The following is an 18,760-nucleotide window of genomic DNA, read 5'->3' on the forward strand; positions in this document are numbered from 1 at the left end:
GTTATAAGGCATTATTTCCTGCAAATTTGGCTGAACTTAGTCTGGATTATGGGCTAAGTTAAAAGCCAACAAATACAGGGGCTTCCACTATGAAGGATCCCGGCGTTATAATACCCTAACTTTTGTATGGCTTATTGACAGGATTATCCAGATGAAAAAACTCACTTTCGCCTTAGTGCTGATGACAACTGCTGCAATAGCCAACGTTGCTGCACAGGACGCAGACAATGACGCGATCAAAAAACGTCTTGAACCTGTAGGTCAGGTTTACCTGGCTGGCGCAGAGGTTGCGGCAGATACCGGACCTAAAGGTCCACGCACCGGCGAGCAAGTGTATCAAAGTTCTTGTTTTGCCTGCCATGGCACCGGAGCTTTAGATGCACCTAAAAAAGGTGATGCGGCCTGGAAGCCTCGTATAGCTCAAGGTGCGGATTTATTGTTAAAACACGCTATCGAAGGTATTCGTACTATGCCAGCCCGTGGTACTTGTATGGATTGCTCCGATGATGAAATTTCTGCCGCCATAGCGTTTATGATCGAAGGCGTGTAAATTTTTTGTGATTAAAAACGCTGCTTTGGCAGCGTTTTTTTGTTCCTTAAACTTTATAGGTCTAATAGTTATATTTATAGCTTAATTGCTTATAAGAAGATCTGACCAGCTGCCTCATTTCATCTTCCATCTGGTTAAGCTTTGTGCATAATAGGGTGGCTTAACCATCAACCAGCTTTGGTTGCCTTGCCTCAAATAAGAATAAGAGAAAAAGTTGAAGGATATAACGACTCTGGATAAAGCCCAGCATCTTGTGGTTAGTCAGTTGCGCCGTCTGCGTAAGCTGGCGGCAGGCTATAAACAGGCTTATATCATTCAGGGCGCCTTATTAAAGCTGTCAGAATTAGCTTCTTGCATTAAAGATATGCGAGAGTTTTACCCCGCCATTCATCGTTTACTGAATCAGCAACTTAAAGCAGACAATTTTTATGTGGTGCTTTGTGACCAGGACCAGCAATTTTTGCTGGAATATTTCGCCGATGAAAAAGACCAACACACTTTATTGGATGCACCTTCCGACGCTTTTGCTTCAGGTTTGACCGGTTATGTCGCCCGCACTAAACAAGCCTTGTTGTGTGATCAGGATGACTATCGACGACTGGTGGAAAGCGGCGATATCACAGCTCAGGGCACGGCTTGCCAGTATTGGTTAGGTGTTCCTTTATGCCGCGGCGAAAAAGTGATAGGTGTGATGGCGATTCAAAGCTATGACCCACAGTGCCACTACAACCAACATGATTTGGCTTTGATCAGCAATATTGCCATTCACACAGTCACTGCCATAGACAGAGTCAGAAGTCGGGAATTGCTGGAACAAACGGTACGCGAGCGAACTCAGCAGTTACAAACCATCAATCAATCACTGCAAAAAGAAATCCGAGAGCGCACCAATGCGGAGCAATTGCAGTCGGCTTTGTACAAAATTTCCGAGATGACAGCCAAGAGCACTGACATGATGAGTTTTTATCATGAGGTATATCAGATTTTGTCTGAACTGATGAAAGCGGATAACTGTTACATAGCGCTGTTAAACGAAGCTGGTGATCGATTACGTTTCCCATTTTATTTAGATCAGTACACTCCGACTCCAACTGAACGTGCTTTGCAAAGTGGTTTAACTGAATATGTGATCCGTTCTGGTGAAGCCAAACTGATCAGTCAGACGCAGTTACTGGATTTAGTCAAAACTGGTGTGGTTGACCGTGTTAAGTCAAGTTTTGGCCATTATGCAATGCCAACAAGCTGGCTGGGGGCACCCCTAATGCTTGGAGAGCAGGTGCTGGGCGTAATCGCTTTGCAGTGTTACGACAATACCTATAGTTACAGCGAGCAAGAGCTGAATTTATTACGTTTTGTGTCTCAGCATATTGCTGTGGCTATTTCCCGCAAACTAAACACAGAACAACAAAAACAACAGCACGAAGAGCTGGAAAAACGTATTTTTGAGCGGACCCGTGAGTTGCGCCAAACCAATTTGTTCCTGCGCTTGCAGGTGGAAGAACGAAAAAAAGCCGAAGAAAAACTCTTTCATGAAGCCAATCATGATGCCTTAACCGGCCTTGCGAACAGGCAGATGTTTTTGATGCAACTGCGTCAGCGTTTTTCCTACCGCAACCGCGAAGCTAATCCGCGTTTTGCTTTGCTGTTTATCGATTTAGACCGTTTTAAACTGATTAACGACACCTTGGGCCATCATATTGGCGATTTGTTTTTAATCGAAGTCAGTCAGCGTTTACAGCAAACCGTACGTGAACATGATTTAGTCGCCCGTTTAGGCGGTGATGAGTTTGTGATTTTATTAGGCCAAATCCAAAGTGATCTGGATGCCGAAGAAGTAGCAGAACGTTTAATTGAGTCGTTGCGCCAGCCGATGATACTCGAAGGTCAGCAGGTTTGTTCAGGTGCCAGTCTGGGCATTGCCTGTTATCAGCCAGAGTATCAAAACGCTGATGAGTTATTACGGGACGCTGACGCCGCTATGTACCAGGCCAAGTCTTTTGGCCGCAACCGTTTTGTGATTTTTAATGATTCGATGCGTCAACAAATGCTGCAGGAACTGGGGCAGGAACAAGCGCTGCAGCAAGCTGTTGCTCAACAACAATTTGCACCAGCTTTCCGGCCTTTATTGCAAGCTGATGCAGAAGTTCTGGGTTACCAGGTGCTTCTGGACTGGCAGCAGGGGGATGCAGAGCACAAAGCTGAGTTAAGTCGTCAGGCCACTCAGGCTGGTTTAATGCCTGATATTGAACTGGAACTGGTGCGCCAGCTTTGCCAGAAAAATGCCGGCGCTACTGTATTCAGCATTACCTTAAGTAATGGTCATCTGAACAACACAGTGCTTTTTGATAAGCTGTGTAATGTGCTACGCCATTCAGTGTTACCACTGCATCAGTTGTGTATCGGCTTTAACGAGGCGGATTTATTACGTTTAACCAGCACTCAGCTGGCGAATTTGCATCAGTTAAAGCGGCTGGGCATTCGGTTGCTATTAGACCAGTTTGCTGCCGAAGTGGCTGCTTTAGGTTTGGTAGTGCAGTACCCATTTGATTTTGTTGTGTTAGACACTGCCTTTAGCCGCAGCTTACAGCGCAGCGATCAGCGTAAACAGCTGCTGCAGGTGATGTTAAGTCTGGCGCAAACCCACAAATACCGTCTGGTTGCTGCTGTCGCCGAAAATGACGAAAGCCGTGCTTACCTGACTCAGCTGGGATGCTGCTATTTTGCCGATAGCAGCCCGGTGAGCGAAAACCAGTCAGGGCTTTTTCAGCAGTTGGCGTAATCTGTCTATATGGGCCAAACCTGTTTCCTGTCGTTGCTGCTCAGTTTTAACAGGAGCTGCTTTGCTCCATTCCAAATCATCTGTCGGCAATTCATATAAAAACCGGCTCGGTTCAGGTTTAATCACTTCGCCATACTGACGACGTTCGCGGGCATAAGTAAAAATCAACTCGCGTTGTGCTCTGGTAATACCTACATAAGCTAAACGACGTTCTTCTTCTACATTGTCTTCGTCTATGCTGCTTTGATGCGGCAATAAACCTTCTTCCATACCCACCATAAAGACATAAGGAAACTCCAGACCTTTGGAAGCGTGTAAGGTGAGCAACTGCACCTGATCGGCGTCGTCTTCCTGCTCCTGACGCTCCATCATGTCGCGCAAGGTCAGCTTGGTCACCACTTCATTTAAACTGAGCGGCTCTTCGTCGTCTTTGCCTTCGAGCATTTCGCTGATCCAGCGATACAGCTCGTTAATATTTTTTAACGCCATTTCAGCGGCTTTTGGGCTGGCGCTGCTTTCAAATAACCAGGCTTCGTAGTGGCTTTGCCGTATCAGATCTTTGACTGCTTCTTTTGGGTCAGCACGCAAGGCATTATCAGCTACATGATTAATCCAGTTGGCAAAGTTTTGCACTGATTGCAAACCCCGGGCTGGAAGGCGTTCAGCCAGTTCAGGCTCAAAGCAGGCAGCAAATAAGCTAATATGTTTTTCATTGGCCAGACTGCCTACTTTTTCCAGAGTCGCTGCGCCTATTTCACGTTTCGGGGTATTGATAATACGCAAAAAGGCATTGTCATCGTCCTGATTTACCAATAAGCGTAAATAAGCCATGATGTCTTTAATTTCAGCCCGGGAGAAAAACGAAGTACCGCCCGAGACTTTGTATGGAATTCTGTTGGTGATCAGTGCTTTTTCAAACACCCGCGCCTGATGGTTGCCACGGTACAGCAGGGCATATTCTTTATATTGAGTGCGGTTAATAAAGCGGTGCGAAATAATTTCAGCTATCACTTTTTCGGCTTCATCTTCTTCGTTACGGGTCGGCAATACCCGTAAAGGCACACCATAACCCAGTTCACTGAACAGTCGTTTATCGTATTCATGTGGATTATTAGCGATCAGAATATTAGCGGCTTTCAGAATACGCTCAGCCGAGCGGTAGTTTTGCTCAAGCTTAATGACTCTTAAATTTGGAAAATCTTTGCCCAGCAATACCAGGTTTTGCGGTTTGGCACCACGCCAGGAGTATATCGACTGGTCGTCGTCTCCAACCACAGTAAAGCGTTGGCGCTCACCCACCAGCCATTTCACCAGTTCATACTGGCTGGTGTTGGTGTCCTGATATTCATCCACCAACAGGTACTGAATTTTTTGCTGCCACTTCTGCCGCACCTGCTCATTTGAGGCAAACAATAAAGTAGGCACCATAATTAAATCGTCAAAATCCAGAGCGTTATAAGCACGAAGCTGCTGTGCATATTGCTGATAGAAATTAGCAAAGCTGATACTTTGGGCGTCAGTAGCGCGGGATAAAGCCTGACCTGGCAAAGTTAAATCATTTTTCCACGACGAAATTTTGCTTTGCAGGGCTTTGAGTAAATCTTTATCCCCTTGCAGTTCATCATCGGTTAGCTCTTTGAGTAGCGCCATACTGTCCTGATCATCAAACAGCGTGAAGTTTGGCTTGTAGCCAATAGCGCGGTATTCTTTTTTCAGAATTTCCAAACCTAAAGTGTGAAAGGTGGAAACAGTTAAGCCCCTGAGCAAAGGCCGTGCCAGCTGATGCTTAATCCGCTCTTTCATTTCGCGGGCGGCTTTGTTGGTAAAAGTCACAGCCGCAATATGTTTGGCAGGCACATCACATTGCTGAATTAAATAAGCAATTTTATTGGTGATCACCCGGGTTTTTCCGCTGCCAGCGCCTGCCAGTACCAGGCAAGGCCCGCTGATATAATGCACAGCATCGTTTTGTTGAGAGTTAAGTTTCATCAGGCACCTTTTACAGAAGGATGCTAGTTTAACTCAAATTCATCAAGCGCAGGCGTGCTGATTTCCGCACAAAACGAGCAACCAGGGCAAATATGCGGCAGAATAGATCCAACCTGAGCCTAAAGGCTCGTAGAATAAAATACCTCTAAAGGAGATCCATCATGATAGATCCAAAAAAAATTGAAGAAATTGCTAAGCAAATTGGTGCAGCTATCCCACCTAAAATGCGTGAGATGGCCGATGATGTGGAAAGCAAGGTAAAGCAGGTATTGCAGCAAAAGCTGAGTCAGCTGGAGTTTGTTTCCCGTGAAGAGTTTGATGTACAAACTCAGGTGTTGGCCAAAACCCGCGCCAAACTGGATGAACTGGAACGTCGTGTTGCTGAACTGTCGGCTGGCAATGGATCCGCAAACTAAAAAGTAAAGCAGATAAGGAAAGTTATGAAGTTAACTCAGGTATCGGTACTGCTGGCTGGGCTTTTCAGTTCGGCGCTTTGGGCTCAGGTTGATCAGGTGATCCAGACAGGGTATTTGCTGGATGTACGCACCGGCAACTACCAGAAAAACAAAGCTATTCTGGTTGAAGCAGGACGTATCAGCGCTATTGTTGATGCAGACAAGGCGCCAAAAGATGCACAGTTGATTGATTTATCGAAACATTATGTAGTGCCGGGCCTGATTGATATGCACGTGCATTTAACTTCAGATCCACAAAAACACGGCTACCGTGCTTTAGTGGAAACGCCAACCCGTGAAGCCATTTTTGGTGTGGGCGCCGCCAAAGCGACCTTAAAAGCTGGCTTTACTACAGTGCGGAACTTAGGCGCTACAGGTTATGCCGATGTGTCTTTGCGTGATGCTATAGAGGATGGTGAGATTCAGGGGCCACGGATGCGGGTGGCGACTCATACCATTTGTATTACAGGCGGACACTGCGACAACAATTTGTTGCCGCATATCTACAATTCCAGAAGTGCTGGTGTGGCCAATGGTCCGGATGAAGTTCGGTCAAAAGTGCGGGAAAACATTAAGTATGGTGCTGATGTAATTAAATTTACTGCAACTGGTGGTGTGATGTCGAAAAACACCGATGTGAATGCCAGCCAGTATAACTTCGAAGAAATGAAAGCTTTGATAGACGAAGCTCATGACCGAGGCCGTATTGTCGCCGCACACGCCCATGGTTTACAGGGTATTAAACGTGCCATTGCGGCTGGGGTGGATTCAATTGAACATGGCAGCTTTATTGATGATGAGGCAATTAAACTGGCGAAAAAACACGGCACGTATTTAGTGATGGATGTGTATGTCAGTGACTTTATCTTAAGTGAAGGCGAAAAGGCCGGCATATTGCCTGAGTCTTTAGCCAAAGAAAAAACCGTAGGTTTGTTGCAACGGCAAAACTTCCAAAAAGCGGTCAAAGCCGGAGTGAAGATGGCCTATGGCACTGACGCCGGTGTTTATACTCATGGTTTAAATGGTCGTCAGCTGGCTTATATGGTGCAGTGGGGCATGACACCTTTGCAGGCTATTCAGGCTGCAACTGTCAATGCCGGTACTTTATTAAACTGGAAAAATGAGCAAGGCCAACAAAATGTCGGCGTGCTGGAAGTGGGGGCTTATGCGGATATGGTGGCCGTGCCTGTGGATCCGCTGACTCACATAGAAACACTGGAGCAACCTGCTATGGTGGTGAAATCCGGTCAGCCAGTGTTATAACCTCTTCTACATAAGCATTAGATTTTCTAATGCTTATGTTCTGCTTTTTCTCGTCTTTCTTACACAGAGTTGTCATGGCATTGCTGAATAATTGACCGCAGTTAATCAACTTAAAGCTGGGGAATACTCAATGAAACTTATCACTGCTGCTGCATTTGCTGCTGTTACTCTAATGGCAAGCCAGGCTCAGGCCGCTTCAACTTATACCTATTCGAACACTGAATACTGTGAACTGGCGGCTCAGAATACTGCTGGTAATTTATTACAGGCTTATGCAAAAAAATTGGGTTTTAAACCTGCACACAGCACTTGCGTGAAGTTACTGAACCCGATGACAGCACAACTGTCCCAGGATGCAGAGGCACAAATTCGTGCTTATTCCCGTGGTTCTGCCCGTAAACTACCCGCTTCTTTAATTCAGCAATTAAAGGCTATGCCGGAACAAGAACGTCGTGCAGCTTTGGTTGAAATCTACGGTTAATTCATCGTTTAACGCTGTGCTCCGGCTTGAAAATTGCGTAGAGTAGCCCAAAGTAACGGGCTACACCCAGCAACACGGAGCACACTCATGAGCGAATTTGACTTTGATTTAGACCATCTGGATTTTGATGGTGCTGAGAAAAACACAGCGCAGAAGCAACTGGCGGCCGATCAGTTGGCGGCAGAACAAGCTGCTATGCAGGATGATGAATCAGACGATTGTGCTGGTGGCGCCTGTAAAATCTAATTTGTTTTTTAGATTGATTCGATAGTTTTATTTCGTTTTTTAAAATGACCCCTGGAGTCTACCCTGTGTTTGCAGGATAGAGCGAACTCCAAGAGGGTCATAATAATGTTTAATAAATCAGCCTTAGTTTTAGCTTTAGGTTTATCTTTAACAGTACAAGCGAACACCTTAACCAGAGACAACGGTGCTCCGGTAGGTGACAACCAGAATTCCACTACAGCAGGAGCCAACGGCAGTGTTTTACTGCAAGACGTGCACCTGATCCAAAAATTACAACGTTTTGCCCGTGAACGTATTCCAGAGCGTGTTGTGCATGCCCGTGGTACTGGTGCTCATGGTGAATTTGTTGCCTCTGACGATTTATCCGACCTGACAATAGCTGCGCCTTTTGCCAACCAAGGCAAAACGACGCCGGTTTTTGTGCGTTTTTCTACTGTTATCCATGGCAATCACAGTCCTGAGACATTGCGCGACCCCCGGGGTTTTGCAGTGAAGTTTTATTCTGATCAGGGCAACTGGGACTTAGTGGGGAACAATCTGCCAGTATTTTTTATTCGTGATGCAATTAAATTCCCGGATATGGTGCACTCGTTAAAACCTTCTCCAGTCGACAATATGCAGGACCCAAATCGGGTGTTTGATTTTATGTCGCACGAACCGGGTTCTACCCAGATGCTGACCTTTGTTTATTCAGATTTAGGCACGCCAGCCAGTTACCGTGAAATGGATGGTTTTGGAGTGCATGCTTACAAATTCATCAATAACCAAGGCCAGGTGCATTACGTTAAGTTTAACTGGAAGAGTCAGCAGGGCGTGAAGTCTCTGGATGCCGATAAGGTCACCAAAACTCAGGGCATGGATTTTAATCACCTGACCCGCGATTTGTATCAGAACATCAATGCCGGCAATAACCCAAAGTGGGACTTGTTTGTGCAAGTGATCACGCCGGATCAGTTGGATGACTTTGACTTTAACCCACTGGATGCCACTAAAACCTGGCCTGGGGTGAAAGAGCGTAAAGTTGGCACCATGACGTTAAACCGTATGCCGGATAATTTCTTTGAAGAAACCGAACAGTCGGCTTTTGCACCAGCCAATCTGATCCCTGGTATTGAGCCGTCGGAAGATCGTTTATTACAAGGCCGGATTTTCTCTTATGCCGATACTCAGTTGTATCGTTTAGGTGTGAACCATAGTCAGTTGCCTATCAATAAAGCCAAAGTGATGGTGGATAACCACAATCAGGATGGCGCTATGAACTTTGGTAACAGCAAATCCAACGTCAATTACGAGCCAAGCCGGGTTGAACCTAAAGCTGTAGTGACTGCAGCCCGTGCTGTGGAAACCAGACTGGATGGCACAGTGATGCAAAAAGCCATCAGCAAGCAGGACAACTTCAGTCAGGCCGGAGCTTTGTACCGCAGCTTTGATAAGCAGCAACAAGCTAACCTGATCCGCAACTTGTCCGGTGATTTAGGGGCAGTAAAAGACAGTGCTATCAAACACAAAATGCTGGCGCACTTTTACAAAGCCGATACGGACTATGGCAGCCGTTTAACTAAAGCTGTGAACGGCGACATGAAACAAGTGCAGCAAATAGCGAAATCGCTGTAACACCTGTCTCTGGTGCAGGCCGGCTGGCAGTTGCTGTCAGCTGATCTTAGTTTAAAGCCCTGCGAAGCTCGTATGCTCTGTCCTGCACCCAGGCTGAGTTTCGCAGGCACTAAATTACAATGAAGGAGGTAAGCAGATGCGTACTTTTGTACTGAGTCTTCTGATGGTATCGGCTGTTGTTCTGGCGGAAGAGCAGGCGCAGGATCCGTTGCAGCAACTGACATCCTATTTTTTTGCAGCAGCCCGTACTGGCGATACGCTGGTGTTAAATGAGTTTTTACAGCAGGGTTTTCCTGTCGATCAGCGCAGTCACCAAAGTTATACGGCTCTGATGGTGGCCACTTATGCAGGGCAGCAGGCAGTTGTTGAATTACTGCTGAAACAAGGTGCTGACGCCTGCCTGCGTGATAAAAGAGGTCATACCGCCATGATGGGCGCCATAGTTAAAGCCGAGTGGACCATAGGTAAGATTTTGTATCCCATTGATTGCAAAGAAGACAGTTCAGTGGATGCCAAAACACCAGTCACAGATAAAGAGAAAATGACAGTAGCACAGTTTGCTGAAGTTTTTGGTCAAAGTGAAAAACTGCAGCAACTGGCTAAAGAATTTAAAACCAGACAAGGGACAACTCAGAACTAAAGCGCCGCTGTGACCTTAATTTCGACTTTCCACAGTGGATCTGCCAGACGGGCTTCAACAGTGGCACGGGCTGGTGCCTGACCTTCTGCAACCCATAAGTCCCAGGCTGCATTCATAGCGTTATAGTCCGCCATATCCGCCAGATAAATAGTGGTGTCAACAATACGGCTTTTTGTAAGGCCAACTTCAGTCAGCAAAGCATCAATTTGCGCCAGCACATTAGCGGTTTGCGCCGTAGCGTCAGCATCCGGATTGTCCGGCACCATACCGGACAAAAACACTAAACCATTGGCTATTACTGCTTCGCTGTATCTTTTACTGGGTTGTATACGTTGGATCATGGGTTTTCCTTTTGTCAGATCACGGGTTTATAACCTTCACTCTGACCATCGATCAGATCATAAGGCGACATGGCCGGGATTTGTTGCTGAATTTGTTGTTCCAGCAGATCCAGCGTGTGTAACTGCTGACAAATCTGCTGGCCTCTTTGTTGTAAGTTTTTACTGTTTTTTTGCATATCAGCTTTTAACTGACTGCCAAAGTTCTGCATTTTAGTGCGAAAACTTTGCATTTTTTCTGTGGCAGAGCCCGGGCTTTGCAGCACATTCTGGCCTAAGGTTAGCATCAACTGACCGCTGATTTTAGCCACAGCTTGCTGAATGCGTTGCTCAGCTTCTTTGGCTAAATTTTTATCGGCGGAGCGCAGCTGACTGCCGTACACATAAATAGTATCGCCCTGACGCTGAACTAATTGACTCAGTTGCTGTTCCAGTTGATCGACAGGTTGCTGCAGTTCAGGATTCTCCGCCAGACTCATACCTGTAGCTGTCTGTACATTTTGATCCAGCACAGTGCGGGCCAGCTGCAGGCTGTCATCCATCAAAGCGGCAGAGGCTGTCACCTGACTACGGATCCCTTGCTGATAGGCTTTGAGGTGTTGCCGGGTTTCCGGCGTGCTGTTGTTTTTTTGCTGACCCAGCCACAGCTGGCCTGTGGTATCAATACGCCACAGCTCTTGATCACCCCTTTGAATACTGACCACAGAAGGGCTGACTCTTAAATCGTCCTGCAAAGTCAAAGCACACTGATTGCTGGCGTAACTCATGCTGGACAACAGCAGCAATGCACTGGCACAGATATACTTCATAACAACCCCAATAAAGTGAAAACAACCATGCTGCTTGATGTGCTCTGAATCACCACTGAATAACCTTTCATCCCCTTTACTGCTGGTTATAGCGTTCAAACAACAGCGTCAATGCTTGCTGGCTTTGCTGTAAACATTGCTGCAACTGGTTGTTGAGCCACGGCTCAGGTTTTTTATGCTGATGCAGTTGTTGCTCCATCAGCCGGCAAAGCTGGCTTAAACGCATTAGCCCCAGTTGTCCCATACTGCCGATCAGACGATGAAATACTTTAGGGTCCGGTGTTGCCTCTGTTAATTCATGCTGCAAAGTGGCAAGTTGCTGCTGCACATTCGCTTTCAGCTTTTGGCGTTGCTCAGTGTTCAGAGCCAGCAAAGCCTGCTGTAAATAATCGATTTGATACAAAGGCTTGAGTGGCGGTAATTGAGCCAGTTGGGCGATCAGAGCCTGCAATTGTTCACGCCGCCAAGGCTTAGACAGCAGAGCGCTGATCGCAGGTATGGTGTGGTTTTGTGCTGAACCTGTCACCAGTATAAAGCGACTTTGCTCATCCACCTGATGTTGTTGCTCCAGCTGTTGTATGCTTTGCAAAGCATCAGCGTCTTCCAGCTGACCATCTAAAAATACCCATGACCAAAGCTGTTGTGGTAATTGTTTGACCTGTTGCAAGCTGGATGCTGTGGTCACTACAAAGCCTAACTCTGTTAACACTTGCTCCAGACTAACCCGGCACAGCTCATCGTCCTCGACGACCAGAGCATGATGTTGCTCTGTTGCCGCTGACGGAGTAGCAGGTAATAAAGCCGAGACCTGACACTTAAGACTGAAACTGACTTCAGTGCCAAGACCAGGCACAGATTGAATGTCCAGTGCTGATCCCAGCTGCTGCAGCAACTTTTGGCACACCAGCATGCCAAGGCCTGGCCCTGCCTGCAAAGTGCGCTGTTGATTCAGGCGCTCGCCGCGCAATAACTGGCTTATTTGTATGGTTGTTAAACCCACTCCGGTATCCCGCACTTTAAATAGCAGCTGTAGCGAGGAATCAGTTTGGTTTAACAACTCCACTCTGACTTCAATTTCACCTTGTTTGGTGTATTTCACTGCATTAGAAATCAGATTGGTCAGCAGCTGGGTCAGTAAGTTTTCATCCAGCAATAAAAGGCCCGGCACATTGGAGGCCACTGAACAGCTTAATTTCAGCCCTTTGTTGCTGGCCAAAGGTTCAAGTAAGTCGTGCAGCCTGCCTAATAATTCGGCCAGCACCACTTGCTGATCCACGGGTTGATAGACGCCATAGTCCAGCCGACTTGTGGTCAGAATGTTGTTAATAATATTATCCAGAGACCAGACAGAGCGGCGTGCCAGTTGTATTTTTTGCCGGCTGCTTTGTTGTTCAACTTCTGGCAGCACCTGAGCCAATACTGCATCTATACCTTGCAGGGGAGTGCGGATTTCATGGCCCAAAGTAGCGATAAACTCATTTTTTACGGCAATTTTTTGTTGCGCCATCTCTTGTTGTTTTTGCAGCAGCAGGCGGTTACGCCGTGACTTGTGGTAAAACAACGACAACAACAAAGCCAAAGCTAAACAAGCGCCCACAGAAAACAGTATCAGCATATTTTTCTGATGCTGATGAGTCAGTTTATCTAACTGATGTTGTTGAGAGGCTTGCTGCAGATCACGCTCCAGTAAGCTTTTGTGTTGTTCACTGGCAATAACCAGTGCCTGTTTATGGGTTTTGTCATCAAACAAGGATTGTTGTAACTGCCGCACTTGCTCTAAAGCCTTGTAGGCCTGCTGGTATTGCTGATTAAAGTTTGCAACCTGAGCAGTGACCTGCCAGTAATCCAGCAACTGCTGAGGTTCGGTAAAGTGGAACTCATGCAAAGCCAGCTTTTTATACAAAGCTGAGGCTTGTTGCTCTAAGGAAAACTCAAGTAAATCAGATAAATGCAGCAGGCTGAAACGACGGAAGCTGGCTTGATGCTCTTCTGTTTGCAGTAGCCGGGTGATCTGCTGATATCTGCTGTTGGCCTGGTCAACACGGCCAAAATATAAGTCCAGCCAGGCTAAACTCTGCAGTGCATCTGCCTGTTCAATGCTGTTGTTCACTTGTTGTGCTGCAAGCAATGCCAGTTGCAACTGCTGTTCACTTTCCTGATATTTACGCTGAGGCAATAAACTGCGGGCCAGACTCAGGTGATACAAGGCCACTAAAGCCTGCTCTTGCCGGCTCAAACGCAGTTCCAGTGCTTTGCGGGCGAAGTCTTCAGCGGCCTGATACTGCTTATACAAACGGCTGGCTTCGGCCAGCAGATGTAAAAAATTGGCCTGACGGTTGCTGTCATCTCCTGTCATCGCCAAATTCAGGCCATCACTGGCAATCTGAATGGCTTGTGGATAGGCATACAGGTTCAGATAAATAAACGCCAGATCATAACGGATGATTTGCAATGGCACGGCGTTATTGGCATCTATAGCAATTTGCATAGCTTCCAAAGCTTTGGGCAGGGCTTTATCGGTCTGGCCTAAACGGTTCAGGTTATCCGCTTGTCGTCGGAGTGCGTTAAATAATTGTCTGGTATCGTTTTGGAGCCGGGCTAAACGTTCGGTTTCAAGACTGGTTTGGTAGGCTTGTTGATAATTACCCAACAGCATAAAAGCTGTGGTTTGCTGCAACAGTACTCTGTGATAATCGGCGCTTTCCCTGTCTGTGCTGAGTTCCAGCCACTCTGTGGCGTAGCTCAGGCTTAATGTAGGGTCCTGGGTCACAAATACTTCGGTCAGCCGAACCAGCAGAGTCAGCCGCTGGCTGGGGTCTGTACTTTTTGCAAGTTGTTGCAGCAATTGCTGACGTTCAGCCGCAGTAGCCACTTCCACCTGCTGTTGGCTTTGTGCCATCACAGGTAAAAGCAGCAGAAGCAGATTCAACCAGAAAAAAAGCGACTTCACAGACACTGCACAACTCCCTGAACAGATTCAAGCCATGCTAACAACCAGTTCCGATAAGGGCAAGAAGTCATATGCTTTTGTGGTTATTAATGAAAAACTTATTTTAATAACTAAAAAGCATAAAGCAGAGAGAAGGGTTATTTACTTTTTATCCATTTAGACGGCTAAAATGGCAGTAACTTAGCTTATCTGTGGTGTTTTTATGCTATTCGCGTCTTTGGCTGCTCAGGCCAGTCCTTTGTCCGCTCAACAAATCAAGGATTTACAGTCTTTGGTCAGCCAGCTTAATCCTATTCAGCAGGCCTGGGTGAGTGGTTATCTGGCTGCAGCAGCTCAACTGGCTGGTGGTCAGTTGCCCGCTGCTGTGCAACAGAGCAACGAAAGTGCTGTGTTGACTATTTTATACGGCTCACAAACCGGCAATGCCAAAACTGTGGCCTCTAAAATTAAAGCAGCGGCTGAACAGCAAGGCATTAGTGTCAAGCTGACAGATATTGGCAGCTATAAAACCACTCAGTTAGCCAAAGAAAAATACCTGCTGATTGTGACTTCTACTTATGGTGAAGGTGAGCCACCAGAAAGTGCTGTGGCTTTCCATAAATTCTTATTCAGTAAAAAAGCACCTAAGCTGGATGGCCTGCAGTTTGCCGTTTTGGGTTTAGGTGATACCAGCTATGAATTTTTCTGTAAAACAGCCATCGACTTTGACGAACAGTTAGCTGCTTTAGGGGGCAAAAGATTACACGCCCGTGCCGATCTGGACGTCGATTATGCCGCGCAGGCGGCCAGCTGGACTGAAACTGCGGTACAGGCTTTTGCACCAGAATTAAAGCAATCTGCTGGCAACTCAGCCCAGGTTATTGCATGGCCAGGCGCCACAGCGGGTCACGACAGTGCTTATAGCAAAGAGACTCCTTATCTGGCTGAGTTATCTGTTAATCAGAAGATCACTGGCCGGGATTCGACTAAAGATGTGCGTCATATTGAAATTTCGTTAGCAGATTCAGGCATCGTCTATCAGCCTGGTGACTCGTTAGGGGTGTATTTCCTCAATGACGACCAGGTAGTGGACGCTATTTTGGCTGCAACTGGCTTGAATGGCGCTACAGAAGTGCAGTTAGCTGGCCAGACTTACAGTTTAAAAACTGCGTTAACTGAACAACTGGAGCTGACTCAGTCTTACCCGAGTTTTGTCGAAAAATACGCACAAGCCACAGCCAATACTGAATTGCTGGAGCTGGTGAAAGATAAAACCGCTTTGCGTCAGTATCTGGACAACCGTCAGACGCTGGATGTGATTTTACAAAACCCTGCGCCTTTAGCTGCTCAGCAATTAGTGGATGCTTTGCGTAAACAGCAACCTCGTTTGTATTCCATTGCCTCTTCTCAGGCTGAAGTGGGTGATGAAGTGCATTTAACCCTGGGCGTAGTGCGTTACGACGCTTTTGGCAGTACGCATTTAGGTGGTGCTTCAGGCTTTTTGGCAGAACGGCTGGAAGAAGGCGCTGCGCTTAAAGTTTTCGTTGAACACAACGACAACTTCCGTCTGCCGGACCATGAAACTCCGGTCATTATGATAGGCCCTGGTACCGGCATAGCGCCGTTCCGTGCCTTCTTGCAAGAGCGGGATCAGGCCGGTGCTACAGGTCAGAACTGGCTGTTTTTTGGTAACCCACATTTCACTCAGGACTTCCTGTATCAGGTGGAACTGCAGGATTATTTAAAACGTGGGGTGCTGAGCAAACTGGATGTAGCTTTTAGCCGTGATCAGGCTCAGAAAGTTTATGTGCAGGACAAACTGCGGTTAAAAGCAGAAGAAATATGGACCTGGTTACAACAAGGTGCTTATCTGTATATCTGTGGTGATGGCAATAAAATGGCCAAAGATGTACATCAGGCGCTGCTCGATATAGCGCAACAACAAGCTGGCTTCAGTGCAGAAGAAGCAGAACAGTATTTTGACGACTTACGTCAGGCCAAACGTTATCAGAAGGATGTTTATTAATGACTCAGCCAATTAATCCGGATTTACAGGTGCAAGGTCAGCTGTCTGATAACGAAAGACTGAAAAAAGACAGTCATTTATTACGTGGCACTATCACCAAAGATTTAAAAGACGAAATCACCGGCGGCTTTAACGGCGACAACTTTATGTTGATCCGTTTCCACGGTATGTACCAGCAGGATGACCGTGATATCCGCGCTGAACGTGCAGAACAAAAGCTGGAACCTCTGCATAACGTCATGTTACGTGCCCGTATGCCGGGCGGTATTATCACGCCACAACAATGGCTGGCGATTGATGAGTTTGCTGCGGATAATACGATTTACGGCAGCATTCGTTTAACCACCCGTCAGACTTTTCAGTTCCACGGTGTGTTAAAACCGAAAATTAAAAGCATGCACCAGATGCTCAATAGCATCGGCATTGACTCCATTGCTACAGCTGGTGATGTAAACCGAAACGTACTTTGTACCTCGAACCCGGTCGAGTCTGTATTGCATCAACAGGCTTATCAATGGGCGGCAAAAATTTCTGAGCATTTATTGCCAAAAACCAAAGCCTACGCCGAAATTTGGCTGGATGAGCAAAAAGTAGAAAGCACAGAAGCAGAGCCTATTCTGGGAGAAACTTATTTACCACGGAAGTTTAAAACCACTGTGGTGATACCGCCGCAAAACGACGTCGACGTACATGCCAACGACTTAAACTTTGTCGCTATCGCCGAAAACGGCCAGTTGGTTGGCTTTAACGTGTTAGTCGGTGGTGGCCTTGCCATGACGCATGGCGATAAAGGCACTTACCCACGTAAAGCCGAAGACTTTGGTTTTATTGCTCTGGAGCATGTACTGGCTGTGGCTGAGCATGTGGTGACTGTGCAGCGTGATTATGGCGACAGAGTCAATCGTAAAAACGCCAAAACCAAATACACCATAGACCGCATTGGGGTAGACGTATTTAAAGCCGAAGTGGAAAAACGCGTTGGCGTGAAGTTCCAACCAAGCCGCGCTTATGAATTCACTGGCCGTGGTGATCGTTTTGGTTGGGTGCAAGGTATAGACGGCAAGCATCACTTAACTGTCTTTATCGAAAACGGCCGTATTCTTGATTATCCGGGCAAAACCTTAAAAACCGGTGTGGCTGAAATCGCCCGTATTCATAAAGGCGACTTCCGCATGACAGCGAATCAAAACCTGATTATTGCTGGTGTGGCCGCCGAAGACAAAGCCGATATTGAAGCTTTAGCCCGTTTGCATGGCCTGATCAACGACAGCGTGACAGAGCAGCGTAAAAACTCTATGGCTTGTGTGTCCTTGCCTACTTGTCCTCTGGCGATGGCAGAAGCAGAGCGTTATTTGCCGACTTTAGTCACTCATGTCGAAGAGTTGCTGACCAAACACGGCGTACCTGAAGATCACATTATTTTACGTGTGGTGGGCTGCCCTAATGGTTGTGGTCGCGCCATGTTGGCTGAAGCGGGTTTAGTAGGTCGTGGTCCTGGTAAATACAACCTGTATTTAGGGGGCAATACCCAGGGCACCCGTATTCCAAAACTCTATTTAGATAACGTGGCTGAAGCCGACATTCTGCAAGCATTGGATAGCCTGATTGGGCGTTGGGTTGCTGAGCGTACAAACAACGAATGTTTTGGTGATTTTGTGGTTCGTGTGGGCGTTGTCGCCGAAGTGAAAGTATCAAAAACCGACTTTCATGCCTGAGTTCAATAGATTAAGGGGCATATGATGAGTCAGTATAAACAGCTGTTGCAGTTGGATGCGCAGCAGCAACAACAACTGCTGGCAGAAGCCAATCAGCTGTTGTTGCCTTTAACGCCAGCCGAACGGGTGAAATGGGCATTGGAACATTTACCGGATCAGCAGATTTTAAGTTCCAGCTTTGGTATCCAGTCTGCTGTGATGCTGCATCTGGTGACCAGCGAACGGCCCGATATTCCGGTGGTATTAACTGACACAGGCTATTTATTCCCTGAAACTTATCAGTTTATTGATGAGCTGAAAGAACGGCTGCAGCTAAACCTGAAAGTGTATCGTGCCCATTTAAGCCCGGCCTGGCAGGAAGCCCGTTTTGGTCAGTTATGGGAAAACGAAGCTGGTATTAAACAATACAACCATATGAATAAAGTGGAGCCTTTGCAGCGTGCTCTGAAAGAGCTGAACGTAGGTACCTGGTTCAGCGGCTTACGTCGCAGCCAGTCCAGTAACCGCGCTGATAAAGATATTATCGATATCAGCCGTGGCACTGTGAAAGTGCAACCTATTATCGAGTGGACCAACAAAGATGTGTTTTATTATTTAAAACAGCACGACTTGCCTTACCACCCTTTGTGGGAGCAAGGTTATGTTTCAGTGGGTGATGTGCATTCCACCCGCAAACTGGAACTGGGCATGACAGAAGAAGACACCCGTTTTAACGGTTTTGGCCGGGAATGTGGTATTCATCTGGATGGCGACGGCATTTAGTTCGCCGCCATTGAACGGCTAAATGATACCAGTTGTCGACTTAGTCCCTTAAGTGAATAAAAATAACTTGTAGTTAACAAGCCTAACCATTACATTCATTCGGTTTAAACGCCAGCAACAGGCTGGTGCGATCAGAGCCTGCACAGGCCTGATCAATGGAATGA

The 18,760-nt window shown here is 46.8% G+C and carries 15 protein-coding genes; 11 read left to right on the top strand and 4 right to left on the bottom strand.

Translation table 11 applies throughout. The features are described 5' to 3' along the window. Nucleotides 1–151 precede the first annotated feature (151 nt). Together J2W69_RS10380 and J2W69_RS10385 are read left to right on the top strand one after the other, a co-directional pair. Entirely contained in the window at nt 152–550 is a 399-nt protein-coding gene (locus tag J2W69_RS10380) for a c-type cytochrome (RefSeq protein WP_310277788.1), read from the top strand. A 214-nt stretch (nt 551–764) separates the two neighbouring features. Continuing rightward, the gene (locus J2W69_RS10385; protein ID WP_310277791.1) at nt 765–3,329 is read left to right on the top strand and encodes a bifunctional diguanylate cyclase/phosphodiesterase; all 2,565 of its coding nucleotides are present in this window, start codon (nt 765–767) and stop codon (nt 3,327–3,329) included. On the opposite strand, the gene rep is transcribed toward J2W69_RS10385, so the two are convergent. Further along, nucleotides 3,303–5,318 (bottom strand): DNA helicase Rep, encoded by a 2,016-nt coding sequence (gene rep, locus J2W69_RS10390; protein WP_310277794.1) that lies wholly within the window; start codon nt 5,316–5,318, stop codon nt 3,303–3,305. The two genes, J2W69_RS10385 and rep, sit on opposite strands and share 27 nt — an antisense overlap. A gap of 161 nt (nt 5,319–5,479) precedes the next feature. Between rep and ubiK the strand changes: the two genes are divergently transcribed. The 6 genes from ubiK to J2W69_RS10420 all read left to right on the top strand — a co-directional run bounded on the left by ubiK (nt 5,480) and on the right by J2W69_RS10420 (nt 10,017). After that, entirely contained in the window at nt 5,480–5,734 is a 255-nt protein-coding gene (ubiK, locus tag J2W69_RS10395; protein ID WP_310277800.1) for a ubiquinone biosynthesis accessory factor UbiK, read from the top strand. Nucleotides 5,735–5,758: 24 nt separating this feature from the next. Then, nucleotides 5,759–7,036, top strand: a complete 1,278-nt coding sequence (locus J2W69_RS10400; RefSeq protein ID WP_310277803.1) for a Xaa-Pro dipeptidase — start codon at nt 5,759–5,761, stop codon at nt 7,034–7,036. A 130-nt stretch (nt 7,037–7,166) separates the two neighbouring features. Beyond that, nucleotides 7,167–7,517 carry a hypothetical protein gene (locus J2W69_RS10405; RefSeq protein WP_310277806.1) on the top strand — a complete coding sequence of 117 codons (351 nt, stop codon included), beginning with the start codon at nt 7,167–7,169 and terminating at the stop codon, nt 7,515–7,517. Nucleotides 7,518–7,604: 87 nt separating this feature from the next. Continuing rightward, complete coding sequence (locus tag J2W69_RS10410) at nt 7,605–7,763, top strand: hypothetical protein (protein ID WP_008896966.1); 159 nt, start codon at nt 7,605–7,607, stop codon at nt 7,761–7,763. Nucleotides 7,764–7,868: 105 nt separating this feature from the next. After that, a complete protein-coding gene (gene katE1 / locus J2W69_RS10415) occupies nt 7,869–9,377 on the top strand; it encodes a catalase KatE1 (protein ID WP_310277811.1) in 1,509 nt (502 codons plus the stop codon). 136 nt (nt 9,378–9,513) lie between these two features. Then, nucleotides 9,514–10,017: an ankyrin repeat domain-containing protein gene (locus tag J2W69_RS10420; protein ID WP_310277814.1), complete on the top strand. Its 504-nt coding sequence runs from the start codon at nt 9,514–9,516 to the stop codon at nt 10,015–10,017. Here J2W69_RS10420 and J2W69_RS10425 read toward each other — a convergent pair. The 3 genes from J2W69_RS10425 to J2W69_RS10435 form a co-directional block, all read right to left on the bottom strand. Continuing rightward, entirely contained in the window at nt 10,014–10,358 is a 345-nt protein-coding gene (locus J2W69_RS10425; protein WP_310277817.1) for a RidA family protein, read from the bottom strand. The two genes, J2W69_RS10420 and J2W69_RS10425, sit on opposite strands and share 4 nt — an antisense overlap. A 14-nt stretch (nt 10,359–10,372) precedes the next feature. Further along, the gene (locus J2W69_RS10430; RefSeq protein ID WP_310277819.1) at nt 10,373–11,164 is read right to left on the bottom strand and encodes a DUF2884 family protein; all 792 of its coding nucleotides are present in this window, start codon (nt 11,162–11,164) and stop codon (nt 10,373–10,375) included. 76 nt (nt 11,165–11,240) lie between these two features. Continuing rightward, complete coding sequence (locus J2W69_RS10435; protein WP_310277823.1) at nt 11,241–14,120, bottom strand: ATP-binding protein; 2,880 nt, start codon at nt 14,118–14,120, stop codon at nt 11,241–11,243. A 196-nt stretch (nt 14,121–14,316) separates the two neighbouring features. On the opposite strand from J2W69_RS10435, the gene J2W69_RS10440 reads away from it, so the two are divergent. From J2W69_RS10440 to J2W69_RS10450, 3 genes are read left to right on the top strand one after another with little or no spacing between them, the layout of a single operon-like run. Next, a complete protein-coding gene (locus tag J2W69_RS10440) occupies nt 14,317–16,119 on the top strand; it encodes an assimilatory sulfite reductase (NADPH) flavoprotein subunit (RefSeq protein ID WP_310277826.1) in 1,803 nt (600 codons plus the stop codon). Continuing rightward, nucleotides 16,119–17,834: an assimilatory sulfite reductase (NADPH) hemoprotein subunit gene (gene cysI, locus J2W69_RS10445; RefSeq protein ID WP_310277829.1), complete on the top strand. Its 1,716-nt coding sequence runs from the start codon at nt 16,119–16,121 to the stop codon at nt 17,832–17,834. The genes J2W69_RS10440 and cysI overlap by 1 nt, the downstream gene beginning before the upstream one ends. Before the next feature lie 21 nt (nt 17,835–17,855). Beyond that, a complete protein-coding gene (locus J2W69_RS10450) occupies nt 17,856–18,596 on the top strand; it encodes a phosphoadenylyl-sulfate reductase (protein WP_310277832.1) in 741 nt (246 codons plus the stop codon). Nucleotides 18,597–18,760: the final 164 nt, after the last annotated feature.

Origin of the sequence: Rheinheimera soli, from assembly GCF_031457405.1 — a bacterium.
GTDB classification, from domain to species: domain Bacteria; phylum Pseudomonadota; class Gammaproteobacteria; order Enterobacterales; family Alteromonadaceae; genus Pararheinheimera; species Pararheinheimera soli_A.

Bases quoted from the DNA above. Each gene is read 5' to 3' on its own strand.
- J2W69_RS10420 (WP_310277814.1), top strand. From the start codon at position 9,514: ATGCGTACTTTTGTACTGAGTCTTCTGATGGTATCGGCTGTTGTTCTG.
- J2W69_RS10450 (WP_310277832.1), top strand. From the start codon at position 17,856: ATGATGAGTCAGTATAAACAGCTGTTGCAGTTGGATGCGCAGCAGCAA.
- J2W69_RS10410 (WP_008896966.1), top strand. From the start codon at position 7,605: ATGAGCGAATTTGACTTTGATTTAGACCATCTGGATTTTGATGGTGCT.
- J2W69_RS10380 (WP_310277788.1), top strand. From the start codon at position 152: ATGAAAAAACTCACTTTCGCCTTAGTGCTGATGACAACTGCTGCAATA.
- katE1 (WP_310277811.1), top strand. From the start codon at position 7,869: ATGTTTAATAAATCAGCCTTAGTTTTAGCTTTAGGTTTATCTTTAACA.
- J2W69_RS10440 (WP_310277826.1), top strand. From the start codon at position 14,317: ATGCTATTCGCGTCTTTGGCTGCTCAGGCCAGTCCTTTGTCCGCTCAA.
- J2W69_RS10400 (WP_310277803.1), top strand. From the start codon at position 5,759: ATGAAGTTAACTCAGGTATCGGTACTGCTGGCTGGGCTTTTCAGTTCG.
- ubiK (WP_310277800.1), top strand. From the start codon at position 5,480: ATGATAGATCCAAAAAAAATTGAAGAAATTGCTAAGCAAATTGGTGCA.
- J2W69_RS10430 (WP_310277819.1), bottom strand. From the start codon at position 11,164: ATGAAGTATATCTGTGCCAGTGCATTGCTGCTGTTGTCCAGCATGAGT.
- J2W69_RS10425 (WP_310277817.1), bottom strand. From the start codon at position 10,358: ATGATCCAACGTATACAACCCAGTAAAAGATACAGCGAAGCAGTAATA.
- rep (WP_310277794.1), bottom strand. From the start codon at position 5,318: ATGAAACTTAACTCTCAACAAAACGATGCTGTGCATTATATCAGCGGG.
- cysI (WP_310277829.1), top strand. From the start codon at position 16,119: ATGACTCAGCCAATTAATCCGGATTTACAGGTGCAAGGTCAGCTGTCT.
- J2W69_RS10405 (WP_310277806.1), top strand. From the start codon at position 7,167: ATGAAACTTATCACTGCTGCTGCATTTGCTGCTGTTACTCTAATGGCA.